The 26,396-nt window shown below is 34.9% G+C and carries 33 protein-coding genes; 4 read left to right on the forward strand and 29 right to left on the reverse strand.

The window, feature by feature from the left end; genetic code table 11:
- Window positions 1–12 precede the first annotated feature (12 nt).
- The 6 genes from AC0L0O_RS16545 to AC0L0O_RS16570 all read right to left on the reverse strand — a co-directional run bounded on the left by AC0L0O_RS16545 (window position 13) and on the right by AC0L0O_RS16570 (window position 3,544).
- Window positions 13–771: a flagellar type III secretion system pore protein FliP gene (locus AC0L0O_RS16545; protein WP_001220586.1), complete on the reverse strand. Its 759-nt coding sequence runs from the start codon at window positions 769–771 to the stop codon at window positions 13–15.
- On the reverse strand, window positions 768–1,088 hold the full coding sequence (locus AC0L0O_RS16550) for a hypothetical protein (protein WP_000121176.1): 321 nt from the start codon (window positions 1,086–1,088) through the stop codon (window positions 768–770). Before AC0L0O_RS16550 ends, AC0L0O_RS16545 begins: the two co-directional genes overlap by 4 nt.
- 12 nt (window positions 1,089–1,100) lie before the next feature.
- The gene (gene fliN, locus AC0L0O_RS16555) at window positions 1,101–1,460 is read right to left on the reverse strand and encodes a flagellar motor switch protein FliN (RefSeq protein ID WP_000680012.1); all 360 of its coding nucleotides are present in this window, start codon (window positions 1,458–1,460) and stop codon (window positions 1,101–1,103) included.
- A 10-nt stretch (window positions 1,461–1,470) separates the two neighbouring features.
- Window positions 1,471–2,457, reverse strand: coding sequence for a flagellar motor switch protein FliM (gene fliM / locus AC0L0O_RS16560; RefSeq protein ID WP_000012366.1), 987 nt, complete (start codon window positions 2,455–2,457; stop codon window positions 1,471–1,473).
- Window positions 2,458–2,471: 14 nt separating this feature from the next.
- The gene (locus AC0L0O_RS16565; RefSeq protein ID WP_000775712.1) at window positions 2,472–2,696 is read right to left on the reverse strand and encodes a flagellar motor switch protein FliN; all 225 of its coding nucleotides are present in this window, start codon (window positions 2,694–2,696) and stop codon (window positions 2,472–2,474) included.
- A gap of 62 nt (window positions 2,697–2,758) precedes the next feature.
- Entirely contained in the window at window positions 2,759–3,544 is a 786-nt protein-coding gene (locus AC0L0O_RS16570; RefSeq protein WP_000635239.1) for a lytic transglycosylase domain-containing protein, read from the reverse strand.
- A gap of 257 nt (window positions 3,545–3,801) precedes the next feature.
- On the opposite strand from AC0L0O_RS16570, the gene AC0L0O_RS16575 reads away from it, so the two are divergent.
- Together AC0L0O_RS16575 and AC0L0O_RS16580 are read left to right on the forward strand one after the other, a co-directional pair.
- Window positions 3,802–4,983, forward strand: a complete 1,182-nt coding sequence (locus tag AC0L0O_RS16575) for a flagellin N-terminal helical domain-containing protein (RefSeq protein WP_001222392.1) — start codon at window positions 3,802–3,804, stop codon at window positions 4,981–4,983.
- 240 nt (window positions 4,984–5,223) lie between these two features.
- On the forward strand, window positions 5,224–6,024 hold the full coding sequence (locus AC0L0O_RS16580) for a flagellin N-terminal helical domain-containing protein (protein WP_001219704.1): 801 nt from the start codon (window positions 5,224–5,226) through the stop codon (window positions 6,022–6,024).
- 95 nt (window positions 6,025–6,119) lie between these two features.
- Here AC0L0O_RS16580 and AC0L0O_RS16585 read toward each other — a convergent pair whose 3' ends face one another.
- The 23 genes from AC0L0O_RS16585 to AC0L0O_RS16695 all read right to left on the reverse strand — a co-directional run bounded on the left by AC0L0O_RS16585 (window position 6,120) and on the right by AC0L0O_RS16695 (window position 24,908).
- The gene (locus AC0L0O_RS16585) at window positions 6,120–7,067 is read right to left on the reverse strand and encodes a DNA-binding domain-containing protein (RefSeq protein WP_473785926.1); all 948 of its coding nucleotides are present in this window, start codon (window positions 7,065–7,067) and stop codon (window positions 6,120–6,122) included.
- Window positions 7,068–7,285: 218 nt separating this feature from the next.
- Entirely contained in the window at window positions 7,286–7,432 is a 147-nt protein-coding gene (locus AC0L0O_RS16590) for a hypothetical protein (protein WP_192867949.1), read from the reverse strand.
- 215 nt (window positions 7,433–7,647) lie between these two features.
- On the reverse strand, window positions 7,648–8,556 hold the full coding sequence (locus AC0L0O_RS16595; protein WP_000075958.1) for a chemotaxis protein: 909 nt from the start codon (window positions 8,554–8,556) through the stop codon (window positions 7,648–7,650).
- A 120-nt stretch (window positions 8,557–8,676) separates the two neighbouring features.
- Window positions 8,677–9,162, reverse strand: coding sequence for a hypothetical protein (locus AC0L0O_RS16600; protein ID WP_000068317.1), 486 nt, complete (start codon window positions 9,160–9,162; stop codon window positions 8,677–8,679).
- 310 nt (window positions 9,163–9,472) lie between these two features.
- Window positions 9,473–9,811, reverse strand: a complete 339-nt coding sequence (locus AC0L0O_RS16605) for a DUF3964 family protein (RefSeq protein ID WP_000213336.1) — start codon at window positions 9,809–9,811, stop codon at window positions 9,473–9,475.
- A gap of 49 nt (window positions 9,812–9,860) precedes the next feature.
- Window positions 9,861–11,174, reverse strand: coding sequence for a flagellar hook protein FlgE (gene flgE, locus AC0L0O_RS16610; RefSeq protein ID WP_001989752.1), 1,314 nt, complete (start codon window positions 11,172–11,174; stop codon window positions 9,861–9,863).
- Window positions 11,175–11,195: 21 nt separating this feature from the next.
- Window positions 11,196–11,768: a flagellar hook assembly protein FlgD gene (locus AC0L0O_RS16615; protein WP_086421119.1), complete on the reverse strand. Its 573-nt coding sequence runs from the start codon at window positions 11,766–11,768 to the stop codon at window positions 11,196–11,198.
- 3 nt (window positions 11,769–11,771) lie between these two features.
- Window positions 11,772–12,887 (reverse strand): flagellar hook-length control protein FliK, encoded by a 1,116-nt coding sequence (locus AC0L0O_RS16620; protein WP_001989754.1) that lies wholly within the window; start codon window positions 12,885–12,887, stop codon window positions 11,772–11,774.
- A gap of 10 nt (window positions 12,888–12,897) precedes the next feature.
- Window positions 12,898–13,308 carry a hypothetical protein gene (locus AC0L0O_RS16625; protein ID WP_000360873.1) on the reverse strand — a complete coding sequence of 137 codons (411 nt, stop codon included), beginning with the start codon at window positions 13,306–13,308 and terminating at the stop codon, window positions 12,898–12,900.
- Window positions 13,309–13,425: 117 nt separating this feature from the next.
- Window positions 13,426–14,730, reverse strand: coding sequence for a flagellar protein export ATPase FliI (locus AC0L0O_RS16630; protein ID WP_086421117.1), 1,305 nt, complete (start codon window positions 14,728–14,730; stop codon window positions 13,426–13,428).
- Window positions 14,727–15,413 (reverse strand): FliH/SctL family protein, encoded by a 687-nt coding sequence (locus tag AC0L0O_RS16635; RefSeq protein ID WP_086421116.1) that lies wholly within the window; start codon window positions 15,411–15,413, stop codon window positions 14,727–14,729. The genes AC0L0O_RS16630 and AC0L0O_RS16635 overlap by 4 nt, the downstream gene beginning before the upstream one ends.
- Window positions 15,400–16,404, reverse strand: coding sequence for a flagellar motor switch protein FliG (locus AC0L0O_RS16640; protein ID WP_000883362.1), 1,005 nt, complete (start codon window positions 16,402–16,404; stop codon window positions 15,400–15,402). The genes AC0L0O_RS16635 and AC0L0O_RS16640 overlap by 14 nt, the downstream gene beginning before the upstream one ends.
- 13 nt (window positions 16,405–16,417) lie before the next feature.
- The gene (locus tag AC0L0O_RS16645; RefSeq protein WP_473785886.1) at window positions 16,418–17,992 is read right to left on the reverse strand and encodes a flagellar M-ring protein FliF C-terminal domain-containing protein; all 1,575 of its coding nucleotides are present in this window, start codon (window positions 17,990–17,992) and stop codon (window positions 16,418–16,420) included.
- Between the two features lie 22 nt (window positions 17,993–18,014).
- Window positions 18,015–18,314: a flagellar hook-basal body complex protein FliE gene (gene fliE / locus AC0L0O_RS16650; protein WP_428889034.1), complete on the reverse strand. Its 300-nt coding sequence runs from the start codon at window positions 18,312–18,314 to the stop codon at window positions 18,015–18,017.
- Window positions 18,315–18,329: 15 nt separating this feature from the next.
- The gene (gene flgC, locus AC0L0O_RS16655; protein WP_000484673.1) at window positions 18,330–18,743 is read right to left on the reverse strand and encodes a flagellar basal body rod protein FlgC; all 414 of its coding nucleotides are present in this window, start codon (window positions 18,741–18,743) and stop codon (window positions 18,330–18,332) included.
- A 20-nt stretch (window positions 18,744–18,763) separates the two neighbouring features.
- Window positions 18,764–19,171, reverse strand: a complete 408-nt coding sequence (gene flgB / locus AC0L0O_RS16660; protein WP_428889033.1) for a flagellar basal body rod protein FlgB — start codon at window positions 19,169–19,171, stop codon at window positions 18,764–18,766.
- Between the two features lie 368 nt (window positions 19,172–19,539).
- Window positions 19,540–19,812, reverse strand: a complete 273-nt coding sequence (locus AC0L0O_RS16665) for a hypothetical protein (RefSeq protein ID WP_001058076.1) — start codon at window positions 19,810–19,812, stop codon at window positions 19,540–19,542.
- A complete protein-coding gene (locus AC0L0O_RS16670; RefSeq protein ID WP_001149509.1) occupies window positions 19,802–20,170 on the reverse strand; it encodes a flagellar export chaperone FliS in 369 nt (122 codons plus the stop codon). Before AC0L0O_RS16670 ends, AC0L0O_RS16665 begins: the two co-directional genes overlap by 11 nt.
- A gap of 22 nt (window positions 20,171–20,192) precedes the next feature.
- Window positions 20,193–21,569: a flagellar hook-associated protein 2 gene (locus tag AC0L0O_RS16675; RefSeq protein WP_202294255.1), complete on the reverse strand. Its 1,377-nt coding sequence runs from the start codon at window positions 21,567–21,569 to the stop codon at window positions 20,193–20,195.
- Window positions 21,570–21,589: 20 nt separating this feature from the next.
- The gene (locus AC0L0O_RS16680; protein ID WP_134188735.1) at window positions 21,590–22,453 is read right to left on the reverse strand and encodes a flagellar hook-associated protein 3; all 864 of its coding nucleotides are present in this window, start codon (window positions 22,451–22,453) and stop codon (window positions 21,590–21,592) included.
- A gap of 205 nt (window positions 22,454–22,658) precedes the next feature.
- Window positions 22,659–23,957 carry a flagellar hook-associated protein FlgK gene (gene flgK / locus AC0L0O_RS16685; RefSeq protein ID WP_001239681.1) on the reverse strand — a complete coding sequence of 433 codons (1,299 nt, stop codon included), beginning with the start codon at window positions 23,955–23,957 and terminating at the stop codon, window positions 22,659–22,661.
- 17 nt (window positions 23,958–23,974) lie between these two features.
- Window positions 23,975–24,427 carry a hypothetical protein gene (locus AC0L0O_RS16690; protein WP_000275896.1) on the reverse strand — a complete coding sequence of 151 codons (453 nt, stop codon included), beginning with the start codon at window positions 24,425–24,427 and terminating at the stop codon, window positions 23,975–23,977.
- Between the two features lie 16 nt (window positions 24,428–24,443).
- Entirely contained in the window at window positions 24,444–24,908 is a 465-nt protein-coding gene (locus AC0L0O_RS16695) for a YaaR family protein (RefSeq protein WP_000946323.1), read from the reverse strand.
- 143 nt (window positions 24,909–25,051) lie between these two features.
- Between AC0L0O_RS16695 and AC0L0O_RS16700 the strand changes: the two genes are divergently transcribed.
- Window positions 25,052–25,549: a hypothetical protein gene (locus AC0L0O_RS16700; RefSeq protein WP_001020094.1), complete on the forward strand. Its 498-nt coding sequence runs from the start codon at window positions 25,052–25,054 to the stop codon at window positions 25,547–25,549.
- 39 nt (window positions 25,550–25,588) lie between these two features.
- Entirely contained in the window at window positions 25,589–26,371 is a 783-nt protein-coding gene (gene cheR / locus AC0L0O_RS16705; RefSeq protein WP_000582886.1) for a protein-glutamate O-methyltransferase CheR, read from the forward strand.
- Window positions 26,372–26,396: the final 25 nt, after the last annotated feature.

The following is a 26,396-nucleotide window of genomic DNA, read 5'->3' on the forward strand; positions in this document are numbered from 1 at the left end:
GCATCAAACGCTTCAGGCGACCGTTTTAAACATAATGTCGACGATTTTTGTATATCCACCTAAATATACGAAAACGAGTATTTTAAATGGTAAACTTAAAATCATCGGCGGTACCATCATCATCCCGAGGTACATTAACAGTGTACTAATAATCAAATCTATAAATACAAACGCTAAATAAATGAACATCCCTGTTAACAATCCCTTTTGAATTTGCGTTAACGTAAAGGATGGTACGAGCGTAAATAAGGATAGATCCTTTAAATCTTTCGGCAACTCTTCTCCGCGCACTTTCAGCATCATTTTTAAATCATGCTTATACGTATGCTTTGACATATACTCTTTCATAATCGGCGCTGTCGTTTCCGCAGCTTGACTTACTGTTATTTTCTCTTTTGTCATCGGATCCCACACATCGCTCTTTAGCTGCCCAAGAACAGGCTGCATCGTAAAGAGTGATAAAAATAAGGCAAGTCCAACAAGTACTTGGTTCGGCGGTAAATTCATTACCCCAAGTCCTTGACGTGTAATCCCAAGAACGATCATAAAATAAGTAAAATGTGTAAATAATAGAACGATAGATGAAGATAATGATAAAAGGGTAACGAGCGCAAATAACTGTACACTTGAGTTACTCGTAAACTCTTTTCCATTTTCGAAATTAATAAAACCGTTTTGGGCTGCATACGCTGGATTTACAAAAATAATTGAAAAAACGATAGAAAATACGAAAATAACGGCTAATAACGATAACTGTTTCTTTATTCTCATGATGGATCCTCTACTTTTTTCGTTTCACTCTTCACCGCGTCTTCTAGCGCTTGTTGAAACTGATTTCCTGTTCCTGTTAATTGCACAGATTGAACACCGTTATTACTAATAACAGTGAACACTTGCTTACCATCCACTTCAAATAAAAAGGCGCTCGTTTGATGATTTAAATACACGCCGTCCTTCACTTGAATGTGGCCATTTTCACCTTGTTTAAAAAACTGCTGCTTGCGCGTCTTTTTCGTCATATAATAGGCACCGTAGCCGAGCGCACCAAACAGTAAAACGACTTGAAATAAGGTCGTCATATACGACATATGACTCCTCCTCTACTCTTTATCTTGCATTTGACTTTGCGCTTTCATAAGCGCAGCTTGCTTCTTGTCAGCTTCAATTTCAGAAATAATAATACCGAACTTCTCGTCCATTACGATCGCTTCCCCGATGCCGACTTTCATATTACTTAAATATACATCTACTTTATGTCCTAAGTTTTTCTCTACTTCTAGAACATCGCCCACTTTTAACTGTTTCACATCACCAAGCGTAATAGATGCCTTTCCAAGCTTTACACCAAGTTCAATCGAAATATCTGAAACAGTATCAATATGTGCTTTACTTGCTTCATTTCGCTTTCCTGCAAAATCTTCTAATCCCATTAATGACACAGGAGATACTTCATGCTTCATATGGATCCTCCTACTCTACAAAACTTTTAAATAAGAGCGCCTTACGCGTTCCATCTTTTCCAATAAAACAATTAAATTTATGCTTTCCATCTACATAACCAAGTAATTCATCCGAAACTTTCGTATGGAGCGGAATAATATCGCCTTCTTCAATTTGTTCAATCTCGCCCATTGTCATCTTCTGCTCACCAATTGCAACATGAACAGGTTTGTACACTTGATTTACTTTCACTTCCACTTCAGACGTATACTTCTTACGTTTATCTGAAGAATGTTCAACAATATTTTCAGATGTTAACTTATCCATAATTTCTTCAACAGATAAGAATGGAATTCCGATGCGCACTGTCGTATTCCAAAAATCCGTTTTCATATTTACGTTTAGTAATGAAATGATATCGCTTGCTGTCGTAATCTTTAATGCATTCGGGTCTGTCTCCGTTGTTACAAATTTCGGTTCAATCGCAACAACGCTTTCAAATGATTGCTCTAAATTTTTGCAAAGGAGCATAAAAATATTATCCAATGTTAAAAACTCAAATGCGGTAAGTGGTCTGCGCATCGTAAAGTTACGCTTACTATCTCCGCCAAGCCAACATTCATGAATATAAATAACGAACGCTAAATCAATCTCAATAACAATTTCCCCAAGCTCTGGAAGGCCAAGATCAATAACACAATATAAATAATAATCTTTCGGCATTTTCTCCACATACTCACTCGTAAACGGAACTTGCTCAACCGTTGAAGGCTCTAACTCAATCGGAATACGCATACGCGCTGACAACGTCTGTGACGTCTGTTTACCAAATGTAGAAGCAATTGCTTGCAAGCTACGTAAATGCTCAACACCGAACTTCTCCGGTCTATTAAAATCATACTCTTGAAATTTCTCTTGCTTTCCTGCTTCTTGTGCGAAAGCTGGCATTTCCTCGCCTTCATTTACCGCCTTCAGCAGGGCATCAATTTGCTCTTGGCTTAATTTTTCGCCACTCATGACAATCCCCTTCCCTACCTTTTCAATTCAACGATTTCAACGTACATCTTCCCGTTTTTCGTCAAAATCTTTCCGGTTCCAATCTCTTCGTTCTCAAGCATAAGACGCACCGTATTTTTCGTTGAATTTTCAAGACGATACAATGTACCTTTCGTAATATGAAGCAAATCTTCAATTTTCTTTTTCGTATTTCCGATTTCAAAATAAATTGTTAACGGAATATCATCTTGTAATTTCAAATCTAGCCAACTCCCATATCATGTTCACGAAAATTTCATGTTCTCTCTATATATGAAACTTCTTATTTTGAAACGTCGATATTTAATATTTTTTTAATATATCCTTGCGTTTCTTTAAATGGTGGTACGCCTCCGTACTTTCTCACATTACCAGGACCTGCATTATAAGATGCAAGCGCTAATACTAAGTCGCCATTATTTTTCTTTAAATAACCGCTTAACTCTTTCACACCGCCTTCAATACTTTCAGCTGGTGAAAATGGATTTTTTATACCCATCTCTTTCACATTCGCTGGCATAAGCTGCATAAGCCCCATCGCCCCTGCATGTGACACCGTTTTCGGATTAAAATCAGATTCTACTTCAATCATTTTTTGAATTAACGTTTTTGGAATTCCGTATGTATGACTTACACGATCTATAATATCCTCATACTTCCCTTCATTGGAAGAACGTATTTTTTGAATATTATACTTCTTCGTTAATCCCCACGTATCAGCAGCCTCATTTTTCGTTTCTGGGAAACGTCGTTCAAACTCTTTTTGTGCGACTTGCACTTCATCTACGTTCTTCGTTTCAGCCTTTTCTTCAGGCTTACTCGCTTCCTCTACTTTATTAATAGATTGTTCCGGTTTATTAACGACCGTTTCTATTTTCGTAGATTGTACCGGCTGACTCATATCCTCTACCTTTGCCGGTTGCGTAGTACCCTTCGTTTCCTTCGCAGGTTCACTCTGCAACTTCTCTTGAAAACGACTACTAACGAATGCTTGTGGACTACTTAGCTTTTGCTGAATTTGTCCTTTTTTATATGCAAGCACTTCTTTTACTATATTTCCAACTATCATAATATCACCTTTTCGGTAAACAAAGATAATCTAATATTAGAGTTTTTTTTTAAAGTTTGCAATAATCCTTTTAATAATATTGTAATAAAAAAATGAATATATTGTTAAACTGTTATTTTTTTATATTTATTAATTCGAATTTTTAGTTGACACCCGCTATGACAGGGATTACAATAAATCTCGAAATTGATTTTTTCGCATATTACCGTTTTTCAATTTGCAGAAAAGTCAATATAAAAAAATGGGGGTTCTTAATCATGAGAATTAATACAAACATTAATAGCATGCGTACTCAAGAGTACATGCGCCAAAACCAAACAAAAATGAGCAACGCTATGGACCGTTTATCAAGCGGTAAACGTATCAACAACGCTTCTGACGATGCAGCAGGTCTTGCAATCGCAACTCGTATGCGTGCACGTGAAAACGGATTAGGAGTAGCTGCTAACAACACTCAAGACGGTATGTCATTAATCCGTACAGCTGACTCAGCAATGAACTCAGTATCTAACATCTTACTTCGTATGCGTGACCTTGCAAACCAATCTGCAAATGGTACAAATACTGATGACAACCAAAAAGCATTAGATAAAGAATTTTCTGCATTAAAAGAACAAATCGATTACATTTCTAAAAATACAGAGTTTAATGACAAAAAATTATTAAATGGCGAAAACAAAACTATTGCTATTCAAACTCTAGATAATGCAGACACAACTAAACAAATCAACATTAATTTAGCTGATTCTTCTACTTCAGCACTACAAATTGATAAATTAACGATCAGTGGTAAAACTACTGACACTACTAAAACACAGACAATTACAGTAACTGATGATGAAATTAAAGCTGCTAAAACTGATATTGATGAATTTAATGATGCTAAAAAGGCTTTGGCTGATTTAAAAGCGGAAAGTGCCCCTTCAAAAGGTGATGGCTCTAGCGACGATGAAATCAAAGAAGCTGTATCAAATTTCAAAAAGAGCTTTGAAAAAATCCAAAAGTTTATGAATGATAGTGATATTAAAACAGTTCAAACAGAAATCGAAAAGTTTGATGCAGCCGCACCAGCTTTAGATAAAGCAAAAGGAATGGGAATTGCTTTCACTTCTGCTATGGATCCTAAGGCAGGTACTATTACTAAAGCTGCTACTAGACAAAACGCATCAGATGCAATTAAATCAATCGACGCAGCTCTTGAGACAATCGCATCTAACCGTGCAACTCTTGGTGCTACATTAAACCGTCTTGACTTTAACGTAAATAACCTTAAGAGCCAGTCTTCTTCTATGGCTGCAGCTGCTTCTCAAATCGAAGACGCTGACATGGCGAAAGAAATGTCTGAGATGACTAAGTTCAAAATCTTGAACGAAGCTGGTATCAGCATGCTTTCTCAAGCAAACCAAACTCCACAAATGGTTTCTAAATTATTACAATAATTCATTTGAGTTAGTTTCCTGAATAAACCTCTCTGCTTGCGGAGAGGTTTATTTTTTATAAAAACTTCCTTTTTTTGATGGAAGAGAGCATCTGCGGCGCATAGAAGCGGTTAGTGCTTATCTTGATCCCCTCTTATGCTAAAACACAACTAGAAGATAAGCATAAGTCTCTTTTTCTGTTCATAGCTGTTTATTAGATTAAGAGATACCGACTATATCAATCTATAAGGAGTGTCTATTATGCGTATTGGTACGAATGTTTTGAGTATGAATGCTAGGCAATCGCTATATGAGAATGAAAAACGTATGAATGTTGCGATGGAGCATTTGGCGACTGGTAAGAAGTTGAATCATGCTTCTGATAATCCAGCTAATGTTGCAATTGTGACTCGTATGCATGCACGAGCGAGTGGTATGCGTGTGGCGATTCGTAATAATGAGGATGCGCTATCAATGCTTCGGACAGCGGAAGCTACTCTTCAAACTGTGGCGAATATTTTACAGCGTATGCGTGATTTAGCTGTTCAGTCTTCGAACGATACAAATTCAAATAAAAACCGTGATTCGTTAAATAAAGAGTTTCAATCTTTAACAGAGCAAATTAGCTATATTGGCGAGACGACTGAGTTTAATGATTTATCCGTGTTCGACGGCCAAAACCGTCCTGTTACGTTAGATGATATTGGTCATACAGTAAATGTAACGAAACATATCTCCCCTTCCCCTACACAACATGACATCAAGATTTCAACAGAACAAGAAGCAAGAGCGGCGATTCGTAAAATTGAAGAGGCTTTACAAAATGTATTACTTCATCGTGCTGATCTTGGGGCTATGATCAACCGTTTACAGTTTAATATTGAAAATTTAAATAGCCAAAGTATGGCCCTAACAGATGCTGCATCTCGAATTGAAGATGCGGATATGGCGCAGGAGATGAGTGATTTTTTAAAGTTTAAATTGTTAAGCGAAGTTGCGCTTAGTATGGTTTCACAAGCTAATCAAATACCACAAATGGTTTCCGAGTTACTACAATCTTAAAAAGTCATCTTCCTTCTTTGGAACGATTCCATACAAAACAAAAGGGAAATACATATAAACTATGTATTTCCCTTTTGTTTTGTACCCAAATTTTATTACTGCGTTACAGTCATAACCTGCCCACTACGATCAACCATAATTTTCATTTTACCGTCTTGTGCGTTATATAGCCCTAATTTATGCAAATCTTGTTTACATTCTTTTACGAAGAAAGGCAATGTGCGAATTTGATCAATATCAGAGCTCGTAATGAAATGAATTAAATGATGCGTCATTTCTTTTATATCATGAACAAGCTCTTCCTTTTCTCGCTTGATTCTTTCATTTTCAGCTCGTAATACATGTAATTCGCCTTCGAGGCCACGAGCATTCTTTTCATCTTTTGAACGCTCTGCAGCCATGCTAGAAAGCTTATAGATTCCTTCCATAAACTGATGTAGTTCATGCTCTTTTCTTTCACTACACTGGCTAATCGTTTCAAAATTATCAACAATACCAGATATAACTGTTACAAGGCTTTTTTCATTCTCTGTATTTTGAACTTCTTCTCTTAACTCTTGTTTATTCTCTTTTTTCATCTCCACAATTGGTTCTTTTACTGGTGTATATTTTCGCTTTCGTCCTGGTTTTTGTTTTTCAATATTTTCAAACGGTATTTCACATTTTTTTAATTTGTAATACGTATTTTGCAATTGACTTTCTGTTTTTGGAAAAAGATTTAGTTCTTTTTTACTAACGTATTTTGAAATGTTAATAATGTTTAAACCGTGACGTTGGGAAAATTGATACACTTCATACAGTAACTCTAGCTCAGACTTCAGCCATGTGATCGCTGATTTTTCATATGCTCGCATCCCGCCATGTTTTTCTATATCTATTTGAAATAATACCATTCTATTATATAAATCAACTAGTTCTTCATATTTTACTTGGAATTGTTTTTCTATTTTTTTAAATTCCGCTTCTAGTTGCATATCGTTCATTTTATTATTTGACATGTTTTGTAAAAGACTTAATACATTGATTGCTGTGTGGTGATACATAATCTGTGTCACTCTCCCCTCATCCTTTCACAATTCTCATCTGACTCCCATGTCTTTTCAGAAAATAGCAATTTTTACATATCCATATTATAACATTTCGAAATTGTCTGTCAAATAATAAACATACAAAAATGTATAGAAAGTATAGAAATAGAAAAAGATTTTTTATTAATATGCATAATTGCATATTAATCACTTTTAATTATATTATATGGTATTTAGAATGTAATTTCACCGAAAAAATTTGCGTTATCACGAAAAATTACTAAAATAATCCAAAGATACATTTTTATATTTTTAAACAAAAAATCTTCAAATAAAGATTTTTCATACATACAATCACAAACACTCCAAAAACGCTCCATCTTTCCACCTATACAGAGTATAGAACACTAAAAAGGAACTAACCAATATTACACACGGTTAGTTCCCTTCTCTCCACTAAAAGAATAGAGTTATAAGTAGAAATCTATAAATCTTCAATTGAAACCTCACATCGCGTGTGGCTCTATTAAGCACTAACCGCCACCACGCATGGCTAGAGCTTCTATTCCAGCTAAAAAAAGCTTTTAAATCTCTTTTACAGTACTAACTTATCAACTAAACCAATTAACTCTTGAATATCCGGCTTACTCACTTGCGCATTTGCTCCTACAGCTTCACCTTTATGGAATAATTCATTTGTAATTAATGAAGAGAAAATAATGACCGGTAAACGATTCATTACTTCACTATCTTTAACCACTTTCGTTAAATGATGTCCATCCATTTTCGGCATTTCAATATCCGTAATTAGCAAGTGAATATGTTCAAACATTTTTTCGCCTTGCTCTTTCGCTAATTTTTCAATTTGTGCTAACGCTTCTGCACCATTGCTGAAGAAGTTCATTTTCGTATATCCAGCTGATGATAATGTTTCTTCTAATATTTGGCGAAGCATTGCTGAATCTTCTGCAATATAAATCACTTTTTCAGCTCGATCTGTTTTCTGTTCTAACCCTGCAAGTGATTTATTGTCATAACCAGTACCGCTAATTTCACATACAATTTTTTCATAATCTAATAGTAAAATGATTTGTCCGTCTAGTTTTACAATACCAGATGTCGTTTCTTCTAGTCCCATAGACAATGAAGCTGGTTCATCAATTTGTTCCCACGAAATACGTTGAATACGATGCACTTCATCAACGCGGAAAATAACTTTCATTTGGTTTAATTCAGAGATAATAAATTTCGTTTGATCAAGTGGCTTTGTCGATTTTAAATTAAGAGCTGTCGCTAAGTTAATAACCGGTAAAATTTCACCACGTACTTGAACTACACCTTCAACTGCATGATGAGATTCTGGCACAGTTGTAACAGGGAATGGATTAATGATTTCACGTACTTTCATTACGTTAATACTAAATAGGTTTTCACCAACAGTATATGTAACAATCTCTAATTCATTTGTTCCGCTTTCTAATAAAATACTTTGTGCTTGTGACATAAAGGTGTCGCTCCCCTTCCATTAATTCCGTATATCTAATTATTAAGCTTTATAAAAGAGAAAAAGTCAACTACCTATATAAAAAATATAGATAGTCGAACGATTTATTTTAAAAGACGCTTAATCTTGTATAAACGAAGCAAGTGCTTCTAATAACACTTCTTGTGCTCCTACAATTTCTGTCGGCAATGCTTCCCACTTTTTCGAAAGCTCCGTTTCTACTCTTATTCTTAGCTCCGAATCCATTTCTTCTAGCACATATTCTTTCGTCGCTATATCAACATCAAGTAGCGCAAGCGCATATAATTCTGGATCATTTATTTTTTTAAATAATTGTTTCAATATAGCTGGTGCTATATGTTTTAATTTTTCAATATGAATTTCCTTATCCGAAAATAGTAACTCATATTGAATAAACGTAACATTTTCTTTAATCACTTTAAAATAGCAATTATTTTTTTTATCATTTACAAAATAACCGTTCGGATCTGCAATAATACTCTCTACTTTACGAATTAAATCCGGCAAACTACTCGCCGCCATAACAGTCCGCTGCTCAACCTCACTTGGCGAAATGAATGTAACGCGATACTTATTCTGCGCCATCCTCCTCACCTCTCCTTTTATAAAAATCTATCGTCACAAACTATCCAAAAGGCACTGGTCAACTATGAAATGATTATCTCACCCCAACCAACGCCTCCATAGCTCTATTCTTACAACTAGCAGCTCGTCTGGATCATGACTGTTTATCCACACCAAACTTCGCTTACCTCTTCTTATACTACCCTAGTAACTCTCCATACCTCTGTCCTTACACACCAGTCGAGGTCCTATTAGGCACTAACCGCTCCAAAACAATGCTGGGTCCTCTCTTCAACCCTAAAAAGAGCTTTTAAGGTCTTTTTAGATCTTTTTAAGAGCTTTTCAACAACTCGATGTTATTGAACCAAAATGCAATCTGCTGATCCGTTATCCCTGATAGTGTAATAAAAAACTCACGGCACTTCATCTCGTCCTTAAACAGTTGATACTTCCATTCTCCTTCGCTACCAACACTTACGAAATAAAACTCATGAATACGGCCAATGATTGATTGCTTTTCGCCAAATGAATATGGAGGTACTTGCTTAATTTCAAATTGATCCGGTAAATATATATGCTCTTCTCGTTCCATTTTTAACACTTGCTCAGCAAGTTCACGTTTATTTTCGAAAAAAGGCAATTGTAAAATTCGCTCTTGTCTTGTCGTCATACGAATAAAAAACCCTTTCTACTACATTACAATTTTACTTTATGATATATTATCGAATTAAGTTTACAACTTCATTTAATACTTCATCTGACACTTTAATTACTTTCGCATTTCCTTGGAATCCACGTTGATAAAGCATTAAATCAACAAATTCTACAGATAAATCTACGTTTGAACTTTCTTTTGCTGACCCTCGTACATTACCTGCACCATTCTCACCAGCAACCCCTATTCCTGGAATACCCGCTGATGGTGTCGCAACGTAATTTCCATTTCCTGTTTTCATTAATCCGCCTGAATTCGGGAATGTAGCTACAGCTAGTTGTCCTACAACTTTCATACTACCATCCGAATATTTCATCATAACGAAACCACCGTCAGAAATAGAATAATCATTTGCAATTGCAGCTGGGCGCCCTGTTACTTCTGTTGTAGAAAGAGTTTTCCCCGTTGGATAATTTGTTAATCCGCTTAAATCAAGTGTTAGACCACTACCAAAAGGAATTTGAACAGATCCACCCTTAGTAATTTCACCAGTTACTGGATCTTTTTGTACAGCCTCATCTGTCTCCTTTAAATTTCCTAATGTATCAAATTTAAGATTTTTTTCGCCCGTCATGCCTTCGACAGGCTTAAATTCCTTTTCGTTTTTAGAATCATTCCTTACAGAAACTGTATATGTATATTCGCCTGGCACTGGCTTTTCAACTTCTTTACCATCTACAGTCTCTTTTGTAGTCTTTTGCTTAATATTTACACGTAACGTTAATGAGTTCCCTTCCGCATCAAAAACTGTGAATTCGTGAGATAATGCATTTTGGTTTCTCGGAAGGTTTCCGCCTATTGTCGCTTTATCTGTTTGAATCCCACCAACAGCTGATCCCATTGGAATATGAATTGGGCTTGGTCGTGAAGAAAAATCTACTTCTTGTGTTCCTGTTTTTACACCATAACCTAGTACATACTGTCCACCTGTATTTGTAACATAGCTATCTTTCGATACACTAAAAGACCCTTTTCTCGTATACTCTACATTTCCAGCATTACGATCACCAACTAAAAACAAACCGTTTCCTTCTATCGCTGTCTCCATCTTATCACTAGTTAAAGTAATAGAACCATCACTAAAATCTGTAGATGTCCCACTGAACTTTACACCGTTACCAATACTCTTTGGATTCGTACCAGCATAAGCACCATCACCACGTGAACCAACCGTATTATTATATAGCAAATCATCAAAAATAGCCTTTTGCTTTTTATATCCAACTGTTTGTGCATTTGCAATATTATTTGAAGTAACACTTAATGCATTTTGTGCTGCATTCATCCCTGTAATACTTGTATATAACGCTTTAATCATAACCTTTGTACACTCCTTTTATTAATCTGGCTTAACCTCTTCATTTTTTTCTATATCATCTTTCTTCTCATCTTCCGGATTAGTTTCTGTTATCGGTTTATCAGAAACCCTTTCTATGAAACGAAGTGAGACAACTTGATTATCAACAATAAGTTGCACATCGTTATTTTCAGCAAGTCGAACTGTTTCTACTTGACCAGTCACTTGCTTTCCATTATTGCTTACACCTCTAACGTACTTTCCTAAAAACTTCATCCCTCCATCAAGAGCTGTCGAATACATCGTTGATTGCAATTTATCTACTGCTTTCGTCATATTCTGTACTTGCTCCATAAGCGATAGCTGTGCTGTTTGGTTCATCATTTGGTTCATATCCATCGCATTAAACGGATCTTGATGTTGAAAGCTTGCTAAGAAAAGTTTCAGGAAATCATCTTTATCCATAATACCGGGTGTTTTTTGAGTATTTGCTAATACTCCGTTTGCTTGTTGAGCTGTCGACTGTGCACCAGTAACAGATGCGTTTTTTGTTTGTGCTCCTGCTTGTAACGGAATATGATTTGTACTCGTTGTATTTAATCCAACTGTTGGCACACTTTATTCCTCCAATAATCCCGCAAATTCTTTTGATTCTTGTTTCTCATGTTTCGTACTTGCTAATTTCTGTTTTTGTCTTTGCTCTTGTTCTCGCTGTTCTTTTCGATTTTCATCTTTATCTGAATAGCTAATTTGAATATTGATTTCTTTTTCTTTTAACTTCAATCTCAATTCATCAAAAATGATTTCAACACGTTTTTTTGCATCATGTTTTTCCATTTCTACGTGAACATCAATTTGATCTCCATGTTTTTTCATAAACACTGTTAATGTACCGAGTTTCTCTGGATTTAACTGAAATAAAACACGCTCTTGTCTCACTACAAATTTTTGTAACGCTTCTACTTGCGCTTCCATTTTCTTTCCTAAGTCAGGTAACGTAACCTTCTCAGCGCCACTATTTGATTTTCCTATTTGATCGGTACCCGTTGCTTTATTTAGTAACTCCGCACCCGTTGAACTCGAATCATTTAACACATCACCTTCCGGCAACTCTATCTTTACATCATCGCTCTCAGCTTTCGGAAGATCTCCATCTAATTCTTTGGACTCTTCTTGTTTCTTTGCAATATTACAAGTTTCTGTTTCTACCACTTTCAATACTTGCATCGTTTGCTCCGGCATCGTCAATTTATCTAATACCGTTTGCATTGTATCTTCTAAACATATAGCATTTTTGATATTCATATTTGAAAGAAGCTCTTGTAATTGTTGTAATTCTGCTGCGGGCAATTCGTTAAGTTTTATATTTCCATATTCTTTATACAGCTCTTGTATTTTTTGTATGTATTGATATAACAATTCTGGCTGCACACGTAATTGCTCAATTGCAACCATTTGCTCAGATACAGCTAATAACAACTGTTCTGTCTCTTTTTTTTCTTCTTTCTTTACAATTGGCTCTTCTTTCGTTACTGATTGTTTAGAAAGAATATATTCTTTTTTTTCTTCTTTTGGTGCTTCTTCTTGTTTCATTTTCTCCGTTTTCGGCTGCTTTTTATTTTCCATTCTCATCGTACGATCGAATGAAGAATCTTCACTTTTTGATTGTACTTCTAGCCCTTTTTCTTTTTGCGGAGGTAAACTTTGTTGCACCGGTAATACAGACTGTATCACTATATTCACCTCATCCATTCATACACATTTTCAAATCAAGAAGCATTTTTTCTTCCTGCTTTTCTCGTACTTTTGCAAGCTTTTTACAATTTTCTTGATACATCTCATCAATGACACGTTCTTTTTCTTTTACTTGTTCTAAAAGGCTTTCATTTTTTTGAATAAAATCCTCTGTTTTTTTAATTTTCCGATTCCATTCTTCTATTCTTTCAGGTGAAAACGTATGTGAGGAAAGCATACCAGCCATTATACGTTGCCCAGTTTGTACGACTTTACTACGCGATTTTACTACATATAAATCATATTCTTTTTTTTGTTCTATCTTTCTTTTTTCAGCTGTTAATTCATACACTTCTTTCAAAATCTGTTCTTTTTCTTGATTTATTTGCAACTTTATCGTGTCGTACTGCTGCTTATCCACCTGTTTTTATAGCCCCTTCCTATTATAACGCTCTCTTTTTCTATTATATAGTTTTTTTCCAAAAAAATCTGTGAAATATTAAAAAACAAAAAAATAAGACCTGCGGAGCGCAAGGTCTTATACTATATGGTGCATTGCTTCAACGATATCGTTAAATTGGAAACTATCAGATCGACCTTGTTTTAAAAACGTATTTATACCTTCTACTTTATTTTTACATTCAAAAATATAAGCATTTTCTTCATTTTCTTGAATCGTTCCTAATTTGAAATACAATTCATTTTCTTTATAAATAGATAAAATTTTTCGCATTTCATTTGCCAGTTGCCAATGAGTTGGCGACACGATTTCTTCCATAATCCGACTTACTGAGTCTAGCACTGAAATAGCAGGATAATGACTGAGCGTTGCAAGTTCACGTTTTAATACAATATGTCCATCTAAAATACCACGTGCTAAATCTGGTACAGGACCGTTTAAATCGTCTCCATCAACGAGTACAGTATAAATACCCGTTATAGCCCCCTTTTGCGTTTTCCCAGATCGCTCTAACAGCTTCTTCATATAACTTTCCATTAAAAGTGTTTTACCACCAATCGGTAACTCTTTAACGGCAATATCAACACTTCTACGCGCGTCAGCAAAACGTGTGACAGAGTCCATCATAAGTAATACGTTATTGCCTTGGTCTCGGAAGTATTCAGCAATAGATGTTGCAAGCTTAGCTGCACGAAGCTGCATAAGGTGACTTTCATCTGACGTCGCTACGACAACGACGCTTTTCCTCATACCTTCCTCGCCTAATTCTTTTCGAATAAAATCTTTTACTTCCCGGCCACGTTCTCCTACTAAACTAATAACATTTATATCCGCTTTTGCATTTTTAGCAATCATGCCAAGTAAAGTAGATTTACCTACACCTGACCCAGCGAAAATACCAATCTTTTGACCGATACCAATTGTTAGCATGGAATCAATGGATTTAATTCCTGTTTCAAATACATCAGTAATCTCTTCACGTTCAAACGCATGAATAGGCGGAGCATCTAGTTTTATTTTTCGCAATGGAATGTTTTCAGCGTTCTCGTTTAACACTTCGCCATTTGCACTTAACACTTTCCCGAGCAAATGATTACCACGAGGTATAACAACATCTTCTGCAATTAGTGTAACTGAATCTCCGTAACATACTTTTTCTGTCTGTTCAAACGGAAGTAACATATTGTTTTCTTTTTCAATTGCAATCACTTCACATAAGACGCTATGTTCTCCAACGAGACAAACATCACCGATTTTCGCCTTTGGCCCTTTCGCTACGAAAAACTGTTCTTGTACACTATGAACTTTACCGACTTTCGTATAAAACGGCGTTTCAATAAATGTATTCCATTTTTGGTTTTCATTCATTAATAGTCGATTCATACATTTTGCTCCTCAAATAACTTCTCTTCTTCCCATTTCTGGCGAAGTTTCGCAAATATAGGTGCAAATTTAAATTCAAAGAACTCTTTCTCTTCTTCTAGAACAAATTCACCGAACTGTAAGGAGAAATCATATTTCCATTCTACTAATTGTAGTAACCAATATTCTTTCGTATTTTCCTTCTCTTCTTGAATGCGTTCAAATGTTTCTGGATGTACGGTAATGACCAATTTTTCAAACGAAGTCGGCAACGTTTGAACGATGCCAGTTAAAATTGGTAACACATCAAGTAAGCGCGAATCCACTGCTTGATTCACAATTTTTTCTGCTAGTTGAAAAGATTGATCCCATAATAATTCTGTCCATTGGTACGCTGTTTCTTGTTGTTCCTTTTGAAACTGTATACGTGCGGATTCTATCTCTTTCATCTGCTGCTGAACATGCATTTGAAATTGTTCTTGATCATGTAATAACTGCTGACGCTCTCGTTCTAATATTTGCTGCTCTTGCCTTAGTTGATTCAGTTCAGTATATAACGATTGTTGCTGCGCAAGAAGTTCTTCATGATCTACTTGTATTTCTTCTTCTACGTGAACTGGTATCGGTTTTGGAAATTGTAATTCATACGTTTCTTCAGAAAAAGAAACAGAATTCTTCGGAATTCTGTTTTTAAATAAGGACATCATCTTCACCTCTTTGAACGATAATTCTTCCTTCCTTCTCTAGCTTTTTCACTGTACCTGTAATCGTTTGCTGTGCCTTTTCAGCATCCGTCATCTTAAGCGGTCCTAAGCCATCTAATTCTTCTAGAATCATCTCTTTACGGTTTGAAGACATACATGTAAATAATTTCTCTTTAATTTCTTCTTTTGCAATTTTAAGTGCTTTCGCAATAACACCATTATCTGTAATTTCCTCTAATACACGACGAAGTGCGAGATCTTCAAGTCCAAGTAAGTCTTCAAATACAAACATGTTTTCTTTAATTCTCTCAGATAACTCATAATCCATTTCATCCAGCTTTTGAAAGACTGTTTTTTCAACACCTCGTGAAACGTTATTTAAAATGTTTACTATTGTTTTCAAACCATCTGTTTTATTAATTGCATTAAACGCCATATTATTTAATTTTGATTTTAATAAATCCCCAATTTGATTTATTAATTCACCATCTACTTGCTCTAGCTTCGCAATCCCCATTACCGTTTCTACTCGCTTATGATCTGGTAATCTCTCAATTAATTGAGAAGCAAGCTGCGGTTTAATATAAGAAGCGATAATCGCAATCGTTTGTGGCGATTCATCATTAAGTACAGTAAGAAGTGGTTCTAAATCTGTAAGTGAATTTAAGAATTCAAACGGATTATCTTTGTTATACCAAAGATCTTCTAATAATTTTTCTAGTTCGTCTTCTGGCATATTTTTAAATATGCGACGAATATATTCTTTATCTGGAGTCACTAGGTTTAATTCTTTTACATTTAATTCATACAAGAACTCCCCTAGTACATTTTCTAACGTTTCCGGTTTATATACACGAAACTTCGCGATTTCACGAAGTAATACTTCTTTTTCCTCAGCCGTCATATATTCAATGACTTTTGCTGCCACCCCTTCTTCTAATGTACGAATAAGGATGGCAGCTTTTTCTTTGGAGGAGATTTCATCTAACATCGTTGTTCCTCCCTTACTGTCCATTTAACCATTTTTTAATTACTTTTGCAGTTCCTTCTACATGTTCTTTCGTAGCATCCTGCACTTGTTCATCTAACGTCGGTTCTTTCGGTTCTTCTGGTTCTGGTTTTGGCTCTGGTACTATTTTCTCTTCAGGAATTTCCATAATACTTTCATTACTTGCAGCAATTTCCTCTTCTGCTAAATATTCTTCATATTCCTCTTCTTCTTTCTTTCTCTTACGTCTTGCTAAGAAGAACCATACTAGACCACCAATCGCTAATAAACCAGCTGGAATTCCACCGAATAACCACCAGTTTATGCCGCTTTCTTCTGGTTCTTTCTTCTTCTCTTCTTTCGGCTGATCAAACTGAACAGTTACAACGTTAACTTGACCGTTTGTAAAGTTTCCATTCGGATCAGCTTGAAGGCCAGCAGCTGTGCCAATTGCTTCTTTGAAAGTAGTCATATCTATTTTTCGTTTTACTAACGTATCGTTGTCTACCCATACTACAACATTTGTTTTCGTTAATTCTGGGTGTTTCTTAATTGTTTCAACTGTTTTATCTATTTCATAGTTTTCAATTTTGTTACCATTTTTATTATCGTAGACGATTTTACCATTTTGATTATTGTTCGTACCATAGTTTGGTACTTCGCCGTTCGCTGTAATACCAGCGCCTTGCTTCGTCTCTGCACCTTCTTGTGCAGTAGAGCTTTCTTCTTGCTCTTGTTTACTACGAAGTACACCTTTATCACCATACTTTTCTGACTGACGTGTAACTTCATCATAGTTTACAGATACTTTCGTATTCACTTTATATTCATTCGGTTTAAACATCGTCATTAACGTTGCATCAATATCTTGCTTTAATTTACCTTCAATTTGATGCTGCATCTCTACTTCTTTTTCATAAGAAGAGGAACTAGTAGAATGCGCTTCATCTGCCCCTTTTGAGATGACACCTTTTTTACTATCAATCACACTTACTTCTTCTGCTTTCACCCCAGGAACTGCTGCACTAATCATTTGCTGTATACCCGCAACTTGATCAGCAGTTAATAATTGTCCACGTTTTACCCCAACAGTAATCGCAGCTGTTCCTTTTGCTTTTTCTTCATCAAAAATTGTCTCTTTTTCAGGTAATGTAATTTGAACATTCGCCGTTTCAACTGTCGCAAAGTTTCTTACAATATCTTGCTCCAATTGCTTTTTCGTACCGACAATTTGCTTCATTTTTTTATCTTGCTCACTTGAACCGAGCGAGCTTTCTAATAAAATTTCCTCACCGCTTTTAGAATTAAACGGTAAGCCCATCCCATTCATTTCTTTTCGCACCCATGGAGCATCATTTTTTTGCACACGAATCGATCCATCGGCCGCTAACTGATAATCGACACCTAACTTTGATAATTCTGCTGTAATCTCTTGCTTATCTTCATCATTTAAATTTTGATATACAACAACATATTTATCTGGCAAGGTGAAGTATAAAAGTGCTCCTGTTACAATCGCTAAAAGCGCAGCACCGATTACTAACTTATGCCACGTTTTTAACGATTGGATAACATTTTTCATCTTTTCCATTTAAACACACCCGTCCACTTTCCTAAATTTGCATATTAATTAGTGACTTATAATTTTCAATAAGATTATCACGTACGAGAGCAGCCGTCTTCATTTGAGACTCAGCCTTCTTCTGCTGAATTAAAACGTCATGCGTTTCTCCTACCCCTTTAGTTAGTAAGTCATATACTGCTGTTTGCGCATTGTTTTGTGTTTGATTCATATCTTCCAATAAATCGATAAACTTTTTCCCCTCAACTACTGATGTTTGAGAAGTTTTTGGTGCACCAATTTGCTGAATCACACCAAATGGTTGCGTATTTAACATTGGTTGGATTTTCATATACTATATTCCCCCTTATCCTCGGCCAATTTCTAAATCTTTATCAAGCATTTTTTTATTCGCATTTAATACACTTGTATTTGCTTCGTACATTTTTTGGGCAACCATTACATTCGTCATTTCAGCAGTCACATCAATATTTGGATAACGTACATATCCTTCTTCATTTGCATGCGGATGTGTTGGGTCATACACTAAGTTTTCAGTTTTATCTGCTTCAATACTTTTTATTTTTACTCCATTAGTTGGAGACCCATCTAACATATTTGCAAAACTATTGTTTGATTCTAGCACTACACTACGACGCTCATATAAATCTGCCCCCGGAGCCGCCGTTGTATTTGCATTTACAATATTATTTGAAGTAACTTCCATCCACTTTCTCGCTGTCGTTAGTCCTGAGCCACTTGCATTAATTGCCTGAAACATCGTTGTCTCTCCTTCTACTTTTAACGTCCGCGTGCCGCTTGGTTAATTGCATATTGTGTATTAATCGCGTTAATTGAAATACCATATAACTGATTTGCTTTCATTAAATCTAGCATTTCTGTCGTTACATCCACACTATTTCCATCTTTATTCGTTTGCATTGATTTTGTTTGAATCTTTGCATATGTATTTTTCGTATTTACTGTCGGTAAGTGCATTTCATTCGTTTGATATAAATCTGGATTACTCTTTAAGTCTGCAGCATTGTTCTTATATAATGCACTACTTTTATTCATTCGCTCAGCAAATGTTACATCTTGTGCTTTATAGCCGGGTGTATTCGCATTTGCAATATTACTAGAAACAGTATTTCGTTTCGTCACTAAATAATTCATATAATGGCCTACATCACTCACTAAATCTGGCATATTCCACACCCTTTCTTTTTTCACTTAATGATCCACTGATGGAAGTTTCATTTCATTATTTATTTTCTTATATGTGTTTATTAAAATATTAACAATCATGTACCCTTACATATTTTATTCCATTTTTCCATTGTTGTCTTTAGAAAAATACAAAAATATAAAAAAGAATACAAAAAAACTGTATACACGCAATAATCTATGAAACATTTCAATCTATGATTTACAAACTAAAGTTCATTTTCACATTATTTAGATTACTACTATTTTTCATTACAGTCATAAAATGAAACCTCAATCAACGGAAATCTTTATTTAAATAAAGGAATGGACCCCCTCTTAAAAGGGGAATCCGTTTCTAAACTCCATCACTAAAATTTACCGTAAAATGAATTAGCTTTCATGCGCCCATCATTTGTCATAATCATTTCTTCCAAAATCTTTTGCTTATCTCGAATATGCTGTGCCGCCTTAATAATGAATGGACTTACTTCTGCTGCAACTTGCGCACGCGTTTCCTCATCCAATGTCATCATCCAGCGATTTAACATTTCACTCTTCTCAGCAAACTCTTCATCTGACACTTGCAATTCACCGATTTCATTAAAACAGCCGACAAACGTCCGATAAATATCATTGTTCATTTTCAAGTGCTCCGCGGTAACCGTCTATTAAATCTTGTAACACTTTCACAATCGCATCAATGTCTTTTGCTTCACGCGTTACTTTCATTGTTTGAATTTGAATGCTAATCCAATCATATAAGCCATATAAACTATCATATAAATCCTTCGTAATTTCAGGATTTAATTGAAGCTTCAATTCTTCAAAAATACGTTCTAACTTTTCAAGAAGTGCATCTCCTTCTTGTAGTTTAAAAGCATGTAGCAGTTCTTCTAAATTACGAAACTCTACAATGCATCTTTCATAAATAAAAATTGTATTTTTAATCGGATTACTCGTCATAATATCATTTTGCATATAACGTTGCCATGCTTGCATACAATCACTTCCTTACCTTTCATTAATCATCACTTTTTTGTTTTGTCATTGCTTTAATTGTTTTTAATTGGCTATCTAGCGCCGCTAATGTACTCTCTAGTTTTTGATACTTCTTCACGATTTCATCTTGTTTTTGCAAGTTTTGTGCTTCAATATCTTTAATCTTTTTATCTAAATCACTTACACGTGAATCAATACTTTTTACTCGTTCTCCTACTACACCTTTATCACCAAATAATTTTTCAAGTGGTTCTTCCATCATTTTCCCTAATCCATTAGAACTAAAGAAAAATTGCTTCGCTGCATCCGGCTTCTCTTTTAACGCTTTCGTTAATGCTTCATCATTAACTTCCATCGTTCCATCTTGCTTTAATTGAATACCAAATGAGAATAAGTAATTACCATCTTGTGAAAAAGTTACAACATTGTTCATAGCTTGACGCACACTTTGCATAATAGCTTGGCCTTGGAACGCCCCGCCTTTTCCAGCAAAGATATCTACTGTAGAAACAGCTTTATTATAATCAGCAACCATTTTTTTAATAACATTTGCTGCGTCTGTTACGTTTGAGTCACTTACTGTGAATTTTAGATCTATCCCTTTTGCTTTTGGTTCTGTTGTTGTACCTGCATCTGGTGTTCCTTCTACTTTCGGCTCAGTTACTTTCAATAATTCAATTTTCACACCTGGAAGAGCTTCAACTGTATTGGTAGAACTTTTACCTTTAATACCATTAATCGTATATTCAGCATTTTGCGCTTCATTAATTACATTAACCGCTACGCCATCCTTACTAGCTAACCCTATATCTTGAAACAATGTAGATGTATTGTCCTTAAAATTAATTACTCCATCTTCTCCCTCTTTTTTTGAGGTCATGAAAATTTTATTCCCAAGTGTATAAGCTGATACGCCGTAATCTCCATCATTAATTTTATTAATTAAATCTTTATATGTCATATCAGATGTTACTTTTAATTCTTTACCACCTAGTTTTAATGTTTCATCTCTATTAAGCTTTGCATCTACATCAATTTCTTTAGAAGCTATTTGATGACGCTGCGCAAGCTGTGTAATCGTCATATTAAAAGTTCCAGCGATCGCGCCACCATCAGCTTTTACATTAATATAACCGTCTTGTGATGTTGTTACCTTTTTCTCATTTCCTTTAAAAGCCGCTAAGTTTTTAAAAGTTTGCGTAAAAGAGCTAAATTCTGATTTTAAACTTGTATATAATAGTTTATCTTGTGAAAGTTGGTTCTTTTCATTAGCATAAGGCGTCTTTCTCATTTCTAACGCTTGCATTTCTAATTCTACAAAGTTAGATGTATCGATCATATTATTTCCGAGGTTCCATATTTGTTGTCTACCACCGATACCCGTTAATGTTCCTGCCATAATTTCTCACTCCTTATAGATTACATGTAGTCTAAAATACTCGTTTTACTCATCGTACTAACCGCTTTAAGCGTCGCTTCATACGTTGCGTTTATATAAGCTAAATCAGAAATTGCTACCGCTAAGTCAACATCCTCAATTTCTTTACGGTTTTCTTGAAGCGCTAAATTTTGTTCACTTAAAATTGTTTTAAACGTCTCCATTGTGTTCATTGTCGAACCAACTTCAGTTGTGCGATTAATGATGCCATCTAAGTTTTTCTTATTTTCTCCTAATAACGGCTGTAATGCTTTTTGGTCACCTTTTTGCATCGCTTCACTCATCTGTTTTAACGTTTTTATAACAGGGGATAATAACGCTTCGCCGTTACGAAATGCTTTTAAGTCATAACCGTCATTTAGTTGCCAGTTCACATCATTTTGTCCACCTTGATACGTACCATCTTCTGTAAATGGTGGTTTTTCCGCACTATCACCACCAAAAATATAACGACCTTGCTCTTTCGTATTTGCTAAATATACAACTTGTTTTAAAATTTGATCAATCTCTGCACCGATGGCTTTCAATTCTTTTTCACCATTTTGCTCACTTAACGCCTGCAACATTAATTGATCTGCTCTCGTTAAAGATTTAAAAACACCTTGTAAAGTATTTTCAGTTTGTGTTAATACATTTTTCGAATCCGCTAAATCTTTTTGCATTTGTTCAATATTCGCCAATGAATGTTGAATCGCAAATGATTTACTTGCCGCAAGTGGATCTTCACTCATAAAAAGGTTTTTCTTCCCTGAAGTTACTTGATTTCGGTGGTATTGTTGTTGCACATTCAAATCCATTAACTGATTCTTTGCCCAGCTTGCATTTTGAAATGTAGATACTCTCATTTCTATCTCCTCCTTTATCTATTTCAAATTAATTTGAAGAAGAAACCAGAATTATTTCCGGCTCTCCCCTTAACTAACTTATTCCTCTACCGCCCCGTATCTCTGGTCTCACACCGATAGGTTCACTATTAGGTACTGACCGCTTCTACACTCTGCTGGCTCTCTCTTTAAACATAAAAGAAAAGGGTTTTGTTTTTACCTCTCATTATCTAATAATCGAAAACAGACTATCAAACACTTCATTCATCGTGGTAATAGCTTTAGAGTTTGCAACGAAATATTTTTGGAAGGCCATTAAATTAACCATTTCCTCTTCCATATTAACGCCTTCAACACCCATCTTTTCTTGCTGAATCCCCTCTAATAAATCCACATGAATTTTTTGATAGGCATTCACTGCACTTTTATCAGATGCAACACCAACTACGAATTGATCTAATGCTTGTTTATAAGAAAGACCTTCTTTATAATTTCCATCTGTAATTGCTGCTAATTTATTTGCTGTTTCAGCTGATATTTTCATTTTCGAAACATCTTTTGCAAATTCAGGGTTTAATTTCATATCTTTCGCTTGATCTCCAACGAAGAACTCTTTCCCCATTACTGTGTTCACTTCATTCTTTACAGAACTCATTAGTTCTTCAAGGTTTTTCTTATAACTAGCAATCTTCGCTTTCGTATCGATCGCTGATTGGATTGCTCCACTCGTTAAAGGAATTTCCGAACCGTAAATTTCAGCAGTCATTGGTTCTTTTTCTTTATTTAATTGAAGTGGATATGTATCTTGTCCATTTACTGTTAAAACACCATTCATTCTAACACTCGCGATATTAGGATTCATAGATTCATAAGACACTTCTATATTTGCATACTTAGACATTTCTGTAATGATTCGATCACGTTCATCCAAAAGTTGATTTGGTACTTGTGTACCTGCTTGTCCAATTTTTTTATTCGCTTCCGCTAAACTACCAGCAAGACGGTTAAATTCATTGACATGCGCTTCAATATCTTCTGTCGTTTGTGCTTCTGCTGTATCTAAGCTTTTTGCCAAACGATTTACTTGACTTGTAAACTTCCCAGTTTCAGAAATTAATGTATCGTAGTAATTTGGTTGTTCTGGATTTTTTGCAACTTCACGAAAGGCATTAAAGAAGCCATCCATTAAACTAGATAATGAATTCTTTCCTGTCGTTCCAACCATAGATTCTACACGTGATAAAGTCGAATTCATGTAGTTATAGTAAGAGAGTTGAGATAATTGATCATTAAACTGTTTCGTCTTCACTTCATCTGTAATACGGTCAACGCCTAACGTTTGTACACCGTAACCTATTTTTTGTTCTGGTGAATAGCCCTGACTTGCTCCAGCCGATCCGTAATTCACCATTTGACGCACATAACCAGGCGTATGAATGTTTGATAAATTTTGTTTCGTCGTTTGTAATCCCATTTGTGCCGCTAACAAACCCGATAGCGGTGTATTATAATCAGACAGCCTCATAATGTTTCACTTCCCCTTTACAATAGTTCGTTCATAAAGATTTGTGAATTATTGTTTCGTTCTAAATTATATTCAGAAACGGAATCCACAATACTTTCTGTAGTTTTTAATAGTACGTTTAAGTAATATTGATTTTTCAAAAGAATCATTTTTACATTCTCTTCTAATTCAGCTACATTTTTTTGTAATTCTTCCATTTTTTCAATTTCTTCGTTAGAAAAATGCGAAAATAATGCACTTACGCGAAACGGCTCAATTCCCTTTTCTTTACAAAACTGAATAACCATTTCTTCAAACGAGCTTGATAATCCTTTTAAACCATCTATGTACTGCAATTGCTCTACTTGCAATTTTTGAACTGCATTTACATTTTTATGTTTCAAATTCTCATATATTTGTTCTCCAAGCGTTTGAATGTTTTCATATGCTTTTTGAATAATAACGAGCTTTTCATATAATTGTATGTACATATCGTTTCCTTCCCTTTTACAAGACTAAATTTACAATTAAACCGTGGATTTCTCCAATCTGATTTAACATTTCTAAATGTCCCGTTTTCGTATTAATTAAATTCATAACATCTTCTAACTCATTTAATCCCATTTCCGCCTGTTTCACAATCGTCATTTTCTGTGAATAGCCATAACGTGGATGACGCGACATGACATCTTTATATTGCAATACATTATCTACGTAAAAATTCAAAAATGATTTTACTGTATTTTTGTATTCCATTACATTATCAAGCGTTAATTCCATTTCAATTTTCTCTTTAATTTCTCCAATGTTATCGACAAATGCTTCCATTTGTTCTAACAATTTATCTTTTTTTGGATCTGCATGCAAATTATCCGAAAATGCAAGTCCTGTCCTGACATTTGCTTCTTTCGGCATTTGAGTAGCAGGCGGTATATGCGATAAAATTGGATTATGCGAGATTGAACGCAGCATATATATCACCTATTTATTTTTTTATTTCTTCCTAAACTTAATCGTAAAATCCAGTTATTTATAATTATACTCTGAACACTAATATTTTGCAGTTATTTTTTATAAAAGATATGTTACAATTTAGCATGAGGTGGCACAAATCTATGAATATTTTTCTTTGTGGTTCAAATCAATTAACAGCATTAGATCAGGAAGAAATAAAAAAATTTTTAACTGACTATGCTCACAAACATAAAATTTACATATTATGTTATAAATCTATTGAAAATGAGATTCTTCGTTTTTTCATCGAAAACGAAAGACTCGCTCAAAATTTATGCCTTTACACGCTACAGCCGTTACAAGCATTAACAGATGAATTTCAAGAGGTCGTGGATTACTTAAAAAAACACGGAGCCGAGTATGTCGCTTTTGATCATCCTTCCGACTCCATTTACCGATCAGATTATATGTTTTTTGTAAAACAAATAATCGAAGATACCGATTTAGTTCTCTGTTTTTATAATGGGGACAAGCATACATCTGTCATTCCCGTTGACGTTGCAAAAGAAGCAGGAATTGATGCTGTTATTTATGATTTACCAGGTTTACATGAAAAACAGATGAAAAAAAACTTTGAACAAAAAATCCGTATGATGTAAAGGGGGAGGCACAATATCGTTATTGTGCCTATTATAAATATGATAATTGAACAAGATTATGATCATTTTATCGCGAGTTTTAAACAACAATTCAATATGGATATCGCTTCATATAAACAAGATAGAATGCGTCGTAGAATCGATGCTTTTATTTCGAGAAAAGGCTTTGAGAACTACACTAGTTTTCTAAGCAATTTACGTACCGATCAAAAGTTATTTTTAAGTTTTATTGACTATATTACAATTAACGTTTCAGAGTTTTTTAGAAATAAAGAACGTTGGCAAACGTTAGAGACGAAAGCACTACCAAAATTACTCGAACAAAATAACGGAAAATTAAAAGTATGGAGTGCCGCTTGCGCTGCCGGTGAAGAACCATATACACTCTCTTTAATTTTATCGAAGCACCTAGCTCCATATCGTTTTGAAATACAAGCAACAGATCTTGATTTTCACATTTTAGAAACTGCAAAACGCGGTCAATATACAGAACGTTCTTTAAAAGAATTACCTGCCGATTTAAAAGAGCGTCATTTCACAAAAGAGAATGATATATATTCATTACACCAAAACATTAAGCAAAACGTGACGTTCAAGCAGCATGACCTGTTAATGCAGTCATTCGATACAAATTACGATTTAATCATTTGTCGCAACGTAATGATATACTTTACTGAAGAAGCAAGGGTAAAACTTTATGAAAAGTTTAGTCGTGCTTTACGAAAAGGCGGCGTATTATTTGTTGGTAGTACTGAACAAATTTTAACACCTGAACGTTATAATCTTCAGCGCTTCGATACATTCTTCTACGAAAAAATATAAAAGAGGTCGTCACAACGCAAAGTGA

The sequence above is a fragment of the Bacillus sp. GS3m_15504 genome (assembly GCF_055825275.1).

Coding starts and splice junctions, on each gene's coding strand:
- AC0L0O_RS16545 (WP_001220586.1), bottom strand. CDS start 771: ATGAGAATAAAGAAACAGTTATCGTTATTAGCCGTTATTTTCGTATTT.
- AC0L0O_RS16550 (WP_000121176.1), bottom strand. CDS start 1,088: ATGTCGTATATGACGACCTTATTTCAAGTCGTTTTACTGTTTGGTGCG.
- fliN (WP_000680012.1), bottom strand. CDS start 1,460: ATGAAGCATGAAGTATCTCCTGTGTCATTAATGGGATTAGAAGATTTT.
- fliM (WP_000012366.1), bottom strand. CDS start 2,457: ATGAGTGGCGAAAAATTAAGCCAAGAGCAAATTGATGCCCTGCTGAAG.
- AC0L0O_RS16570 (WP_000635239.1), bottom strand. CDS start 3,544: ATGATAGTTGGAAATATAGTAAAAGAAGTGCTTGCATATAAAAAAGGA.
- AC0L0O_RS16575 (WP_001222392.1), top strand. CDS start 3,802: ATGAGAATTAATACAAACATTAATAGCATGCGTACTCAAGAGTACATG.
- AC0L0O_RS16580 (WP_001219704.1), top strand. CDS start 5,224: ATGCGTATTGGTACGAATGTTTTGAGTATGAATGCTAGGCAATCGCTA.
- AC0L0O_RS16585 (WP_473785926.1), bottom strand. CDS start 7,067: ATGTATCACCACACAGCAATCAATGTATTAAGTCTTTTACAAAACATG.
- AC0L0O_RS16590 (WP_192867949.1), bottom strand. CDS start 7,432: ATGGAGCGTTTTTGGAGTGTTTGTGATTGTATGTATGAAAAATCTTTA.
- AC0L0O_RS16595 (WP_000075958.1), bottom strand. CDS start 8,556: ATGTCACAAGCACAAAGTATTTTATTAGAAAGCGGAACAAATGAATTA.
- AC0L0O_RS16600 (WP_000068317.1), bottom strand. CDS start 9,162: ATGGCGCAGAATAAGTATCGCGTTACATTCATTTCGCCAAGTGAGGTT.
- AC0L0O_RS16605 (WP_000213336.1), bottom strand. CDS start 9,811: ATGACGACAAGACAAGAGCGAATTTTACAATTGCCTTTTTTCGAAAAT.
- flgE (WP_001989752.1), bottom strand. CDS start 11,174: ATGATTAAAGCGTTATATACAAGTATTACAGGGATGAATGCAGCACAA.
- AC0L0O_RS16630 (WP_086421117.1), bottom strand. CDS start 14,730: ATGAATCGACTATTAATGAATGAAAACCAAAAATGGAATACATTTATT.
- AC0L0O_RS16635 (WP_086421116.1), bottom strand. CDS start 15,413: ATGTCCTTATTTAAAAACAGAATTCCGAAGAATTCTGTTTCTTTTTCT.
- AC0L0O_RS16640 (WP_000883362.1), bottom strand. CDS start 16,404: ATGTTAGATGAAATCTCCTCCAAAGAAAAAGCTGCCATCCTTATTCGT.
- AC0L0O_RS16645 (WP_473785886.1), bottom strand. CDS start 17,992: ATGGAAAAGATGAAAAATGTTATCCAATCGTTAAAAACGTGGCATAAG.
- fliE (WP_428889034.1), bottom strand. CDS start 18,314: ATGAAAATCCAACCAATGTTAAATACGCAACCATTTGGTGTGATTCAG.
- flgC (WP_000484673.1), bottom strand. CDS start 18,743: ATGTTTCAGGCAATTAATGCAAGTGGCTCAGGACTAACGACAGCGAGA.
- flgB (WP_428889033.1), bottom strand. CDS start 19,171: ATGCCAGATTTAGTGAGTGATGTAGGCCATTATATGAATTATTTAGTG.
- AC0L0O_RS16665 (WP_001058076.1), bottom strand. CDS start 19,812: ATGAACAATGATATTTATCGGACGTTTGTCGGCTGTTTTAATGAAATC.
- AC0L0O_RS16670 (WP_001149509.1), bottom strand. CDS start 20,170: ATGCAAGCATGGCAACGTTATATGCAAAATGATATTATGACGAGTAAT.
- AC0L0O_RS16675 (WP_202294255.1), bottom strand. CDS start 21,569: ATGGCAGGAACATTAACGGGTATCGGTGGTAGACAACAAATATGGAAC.
- AC0L0O_RS16680 (WP_134188735.1), bottom strand. CDS start 22,453: ATGAGAGTATCTACATTTCAAAATGCAAGCTGGGCAAAGAATCAGTTA.
- flgK (WP_001239681.1), bottom strand. CDS start 23,957: ATGAGGCTGTCTGATTATAATACACCGCTATCGGGTTTGTTAGCGGCA.
- AC0L0O_RS16690 (WP_000275896.1), bottom strand. CDS start 24,427: ATGTACATACAATTATATGAAAAGCTCGTTATTATTCAAAAAGCATAT.
- AC0L0O_RS16695 (WP_000946323.1), bottom strand. CDS start 24,908: ATGCTGCGTTCAATCTCGCATAATCCAATTTTATCGCATATACCGCCT.
- AC0L0O_RS16700 (WP_001020094.1), top strand. CDS start 25,052: ATGAATATTTTTCTTTGTGGTTCAAATCAATTAACAGCATTAGATCAG.
- cheR (WP_000582886.1), top strand. CDS start 25,589: ATGATAATTGAACAAGATTATGATCATTTTATCGCGAGTTTTAAACAA.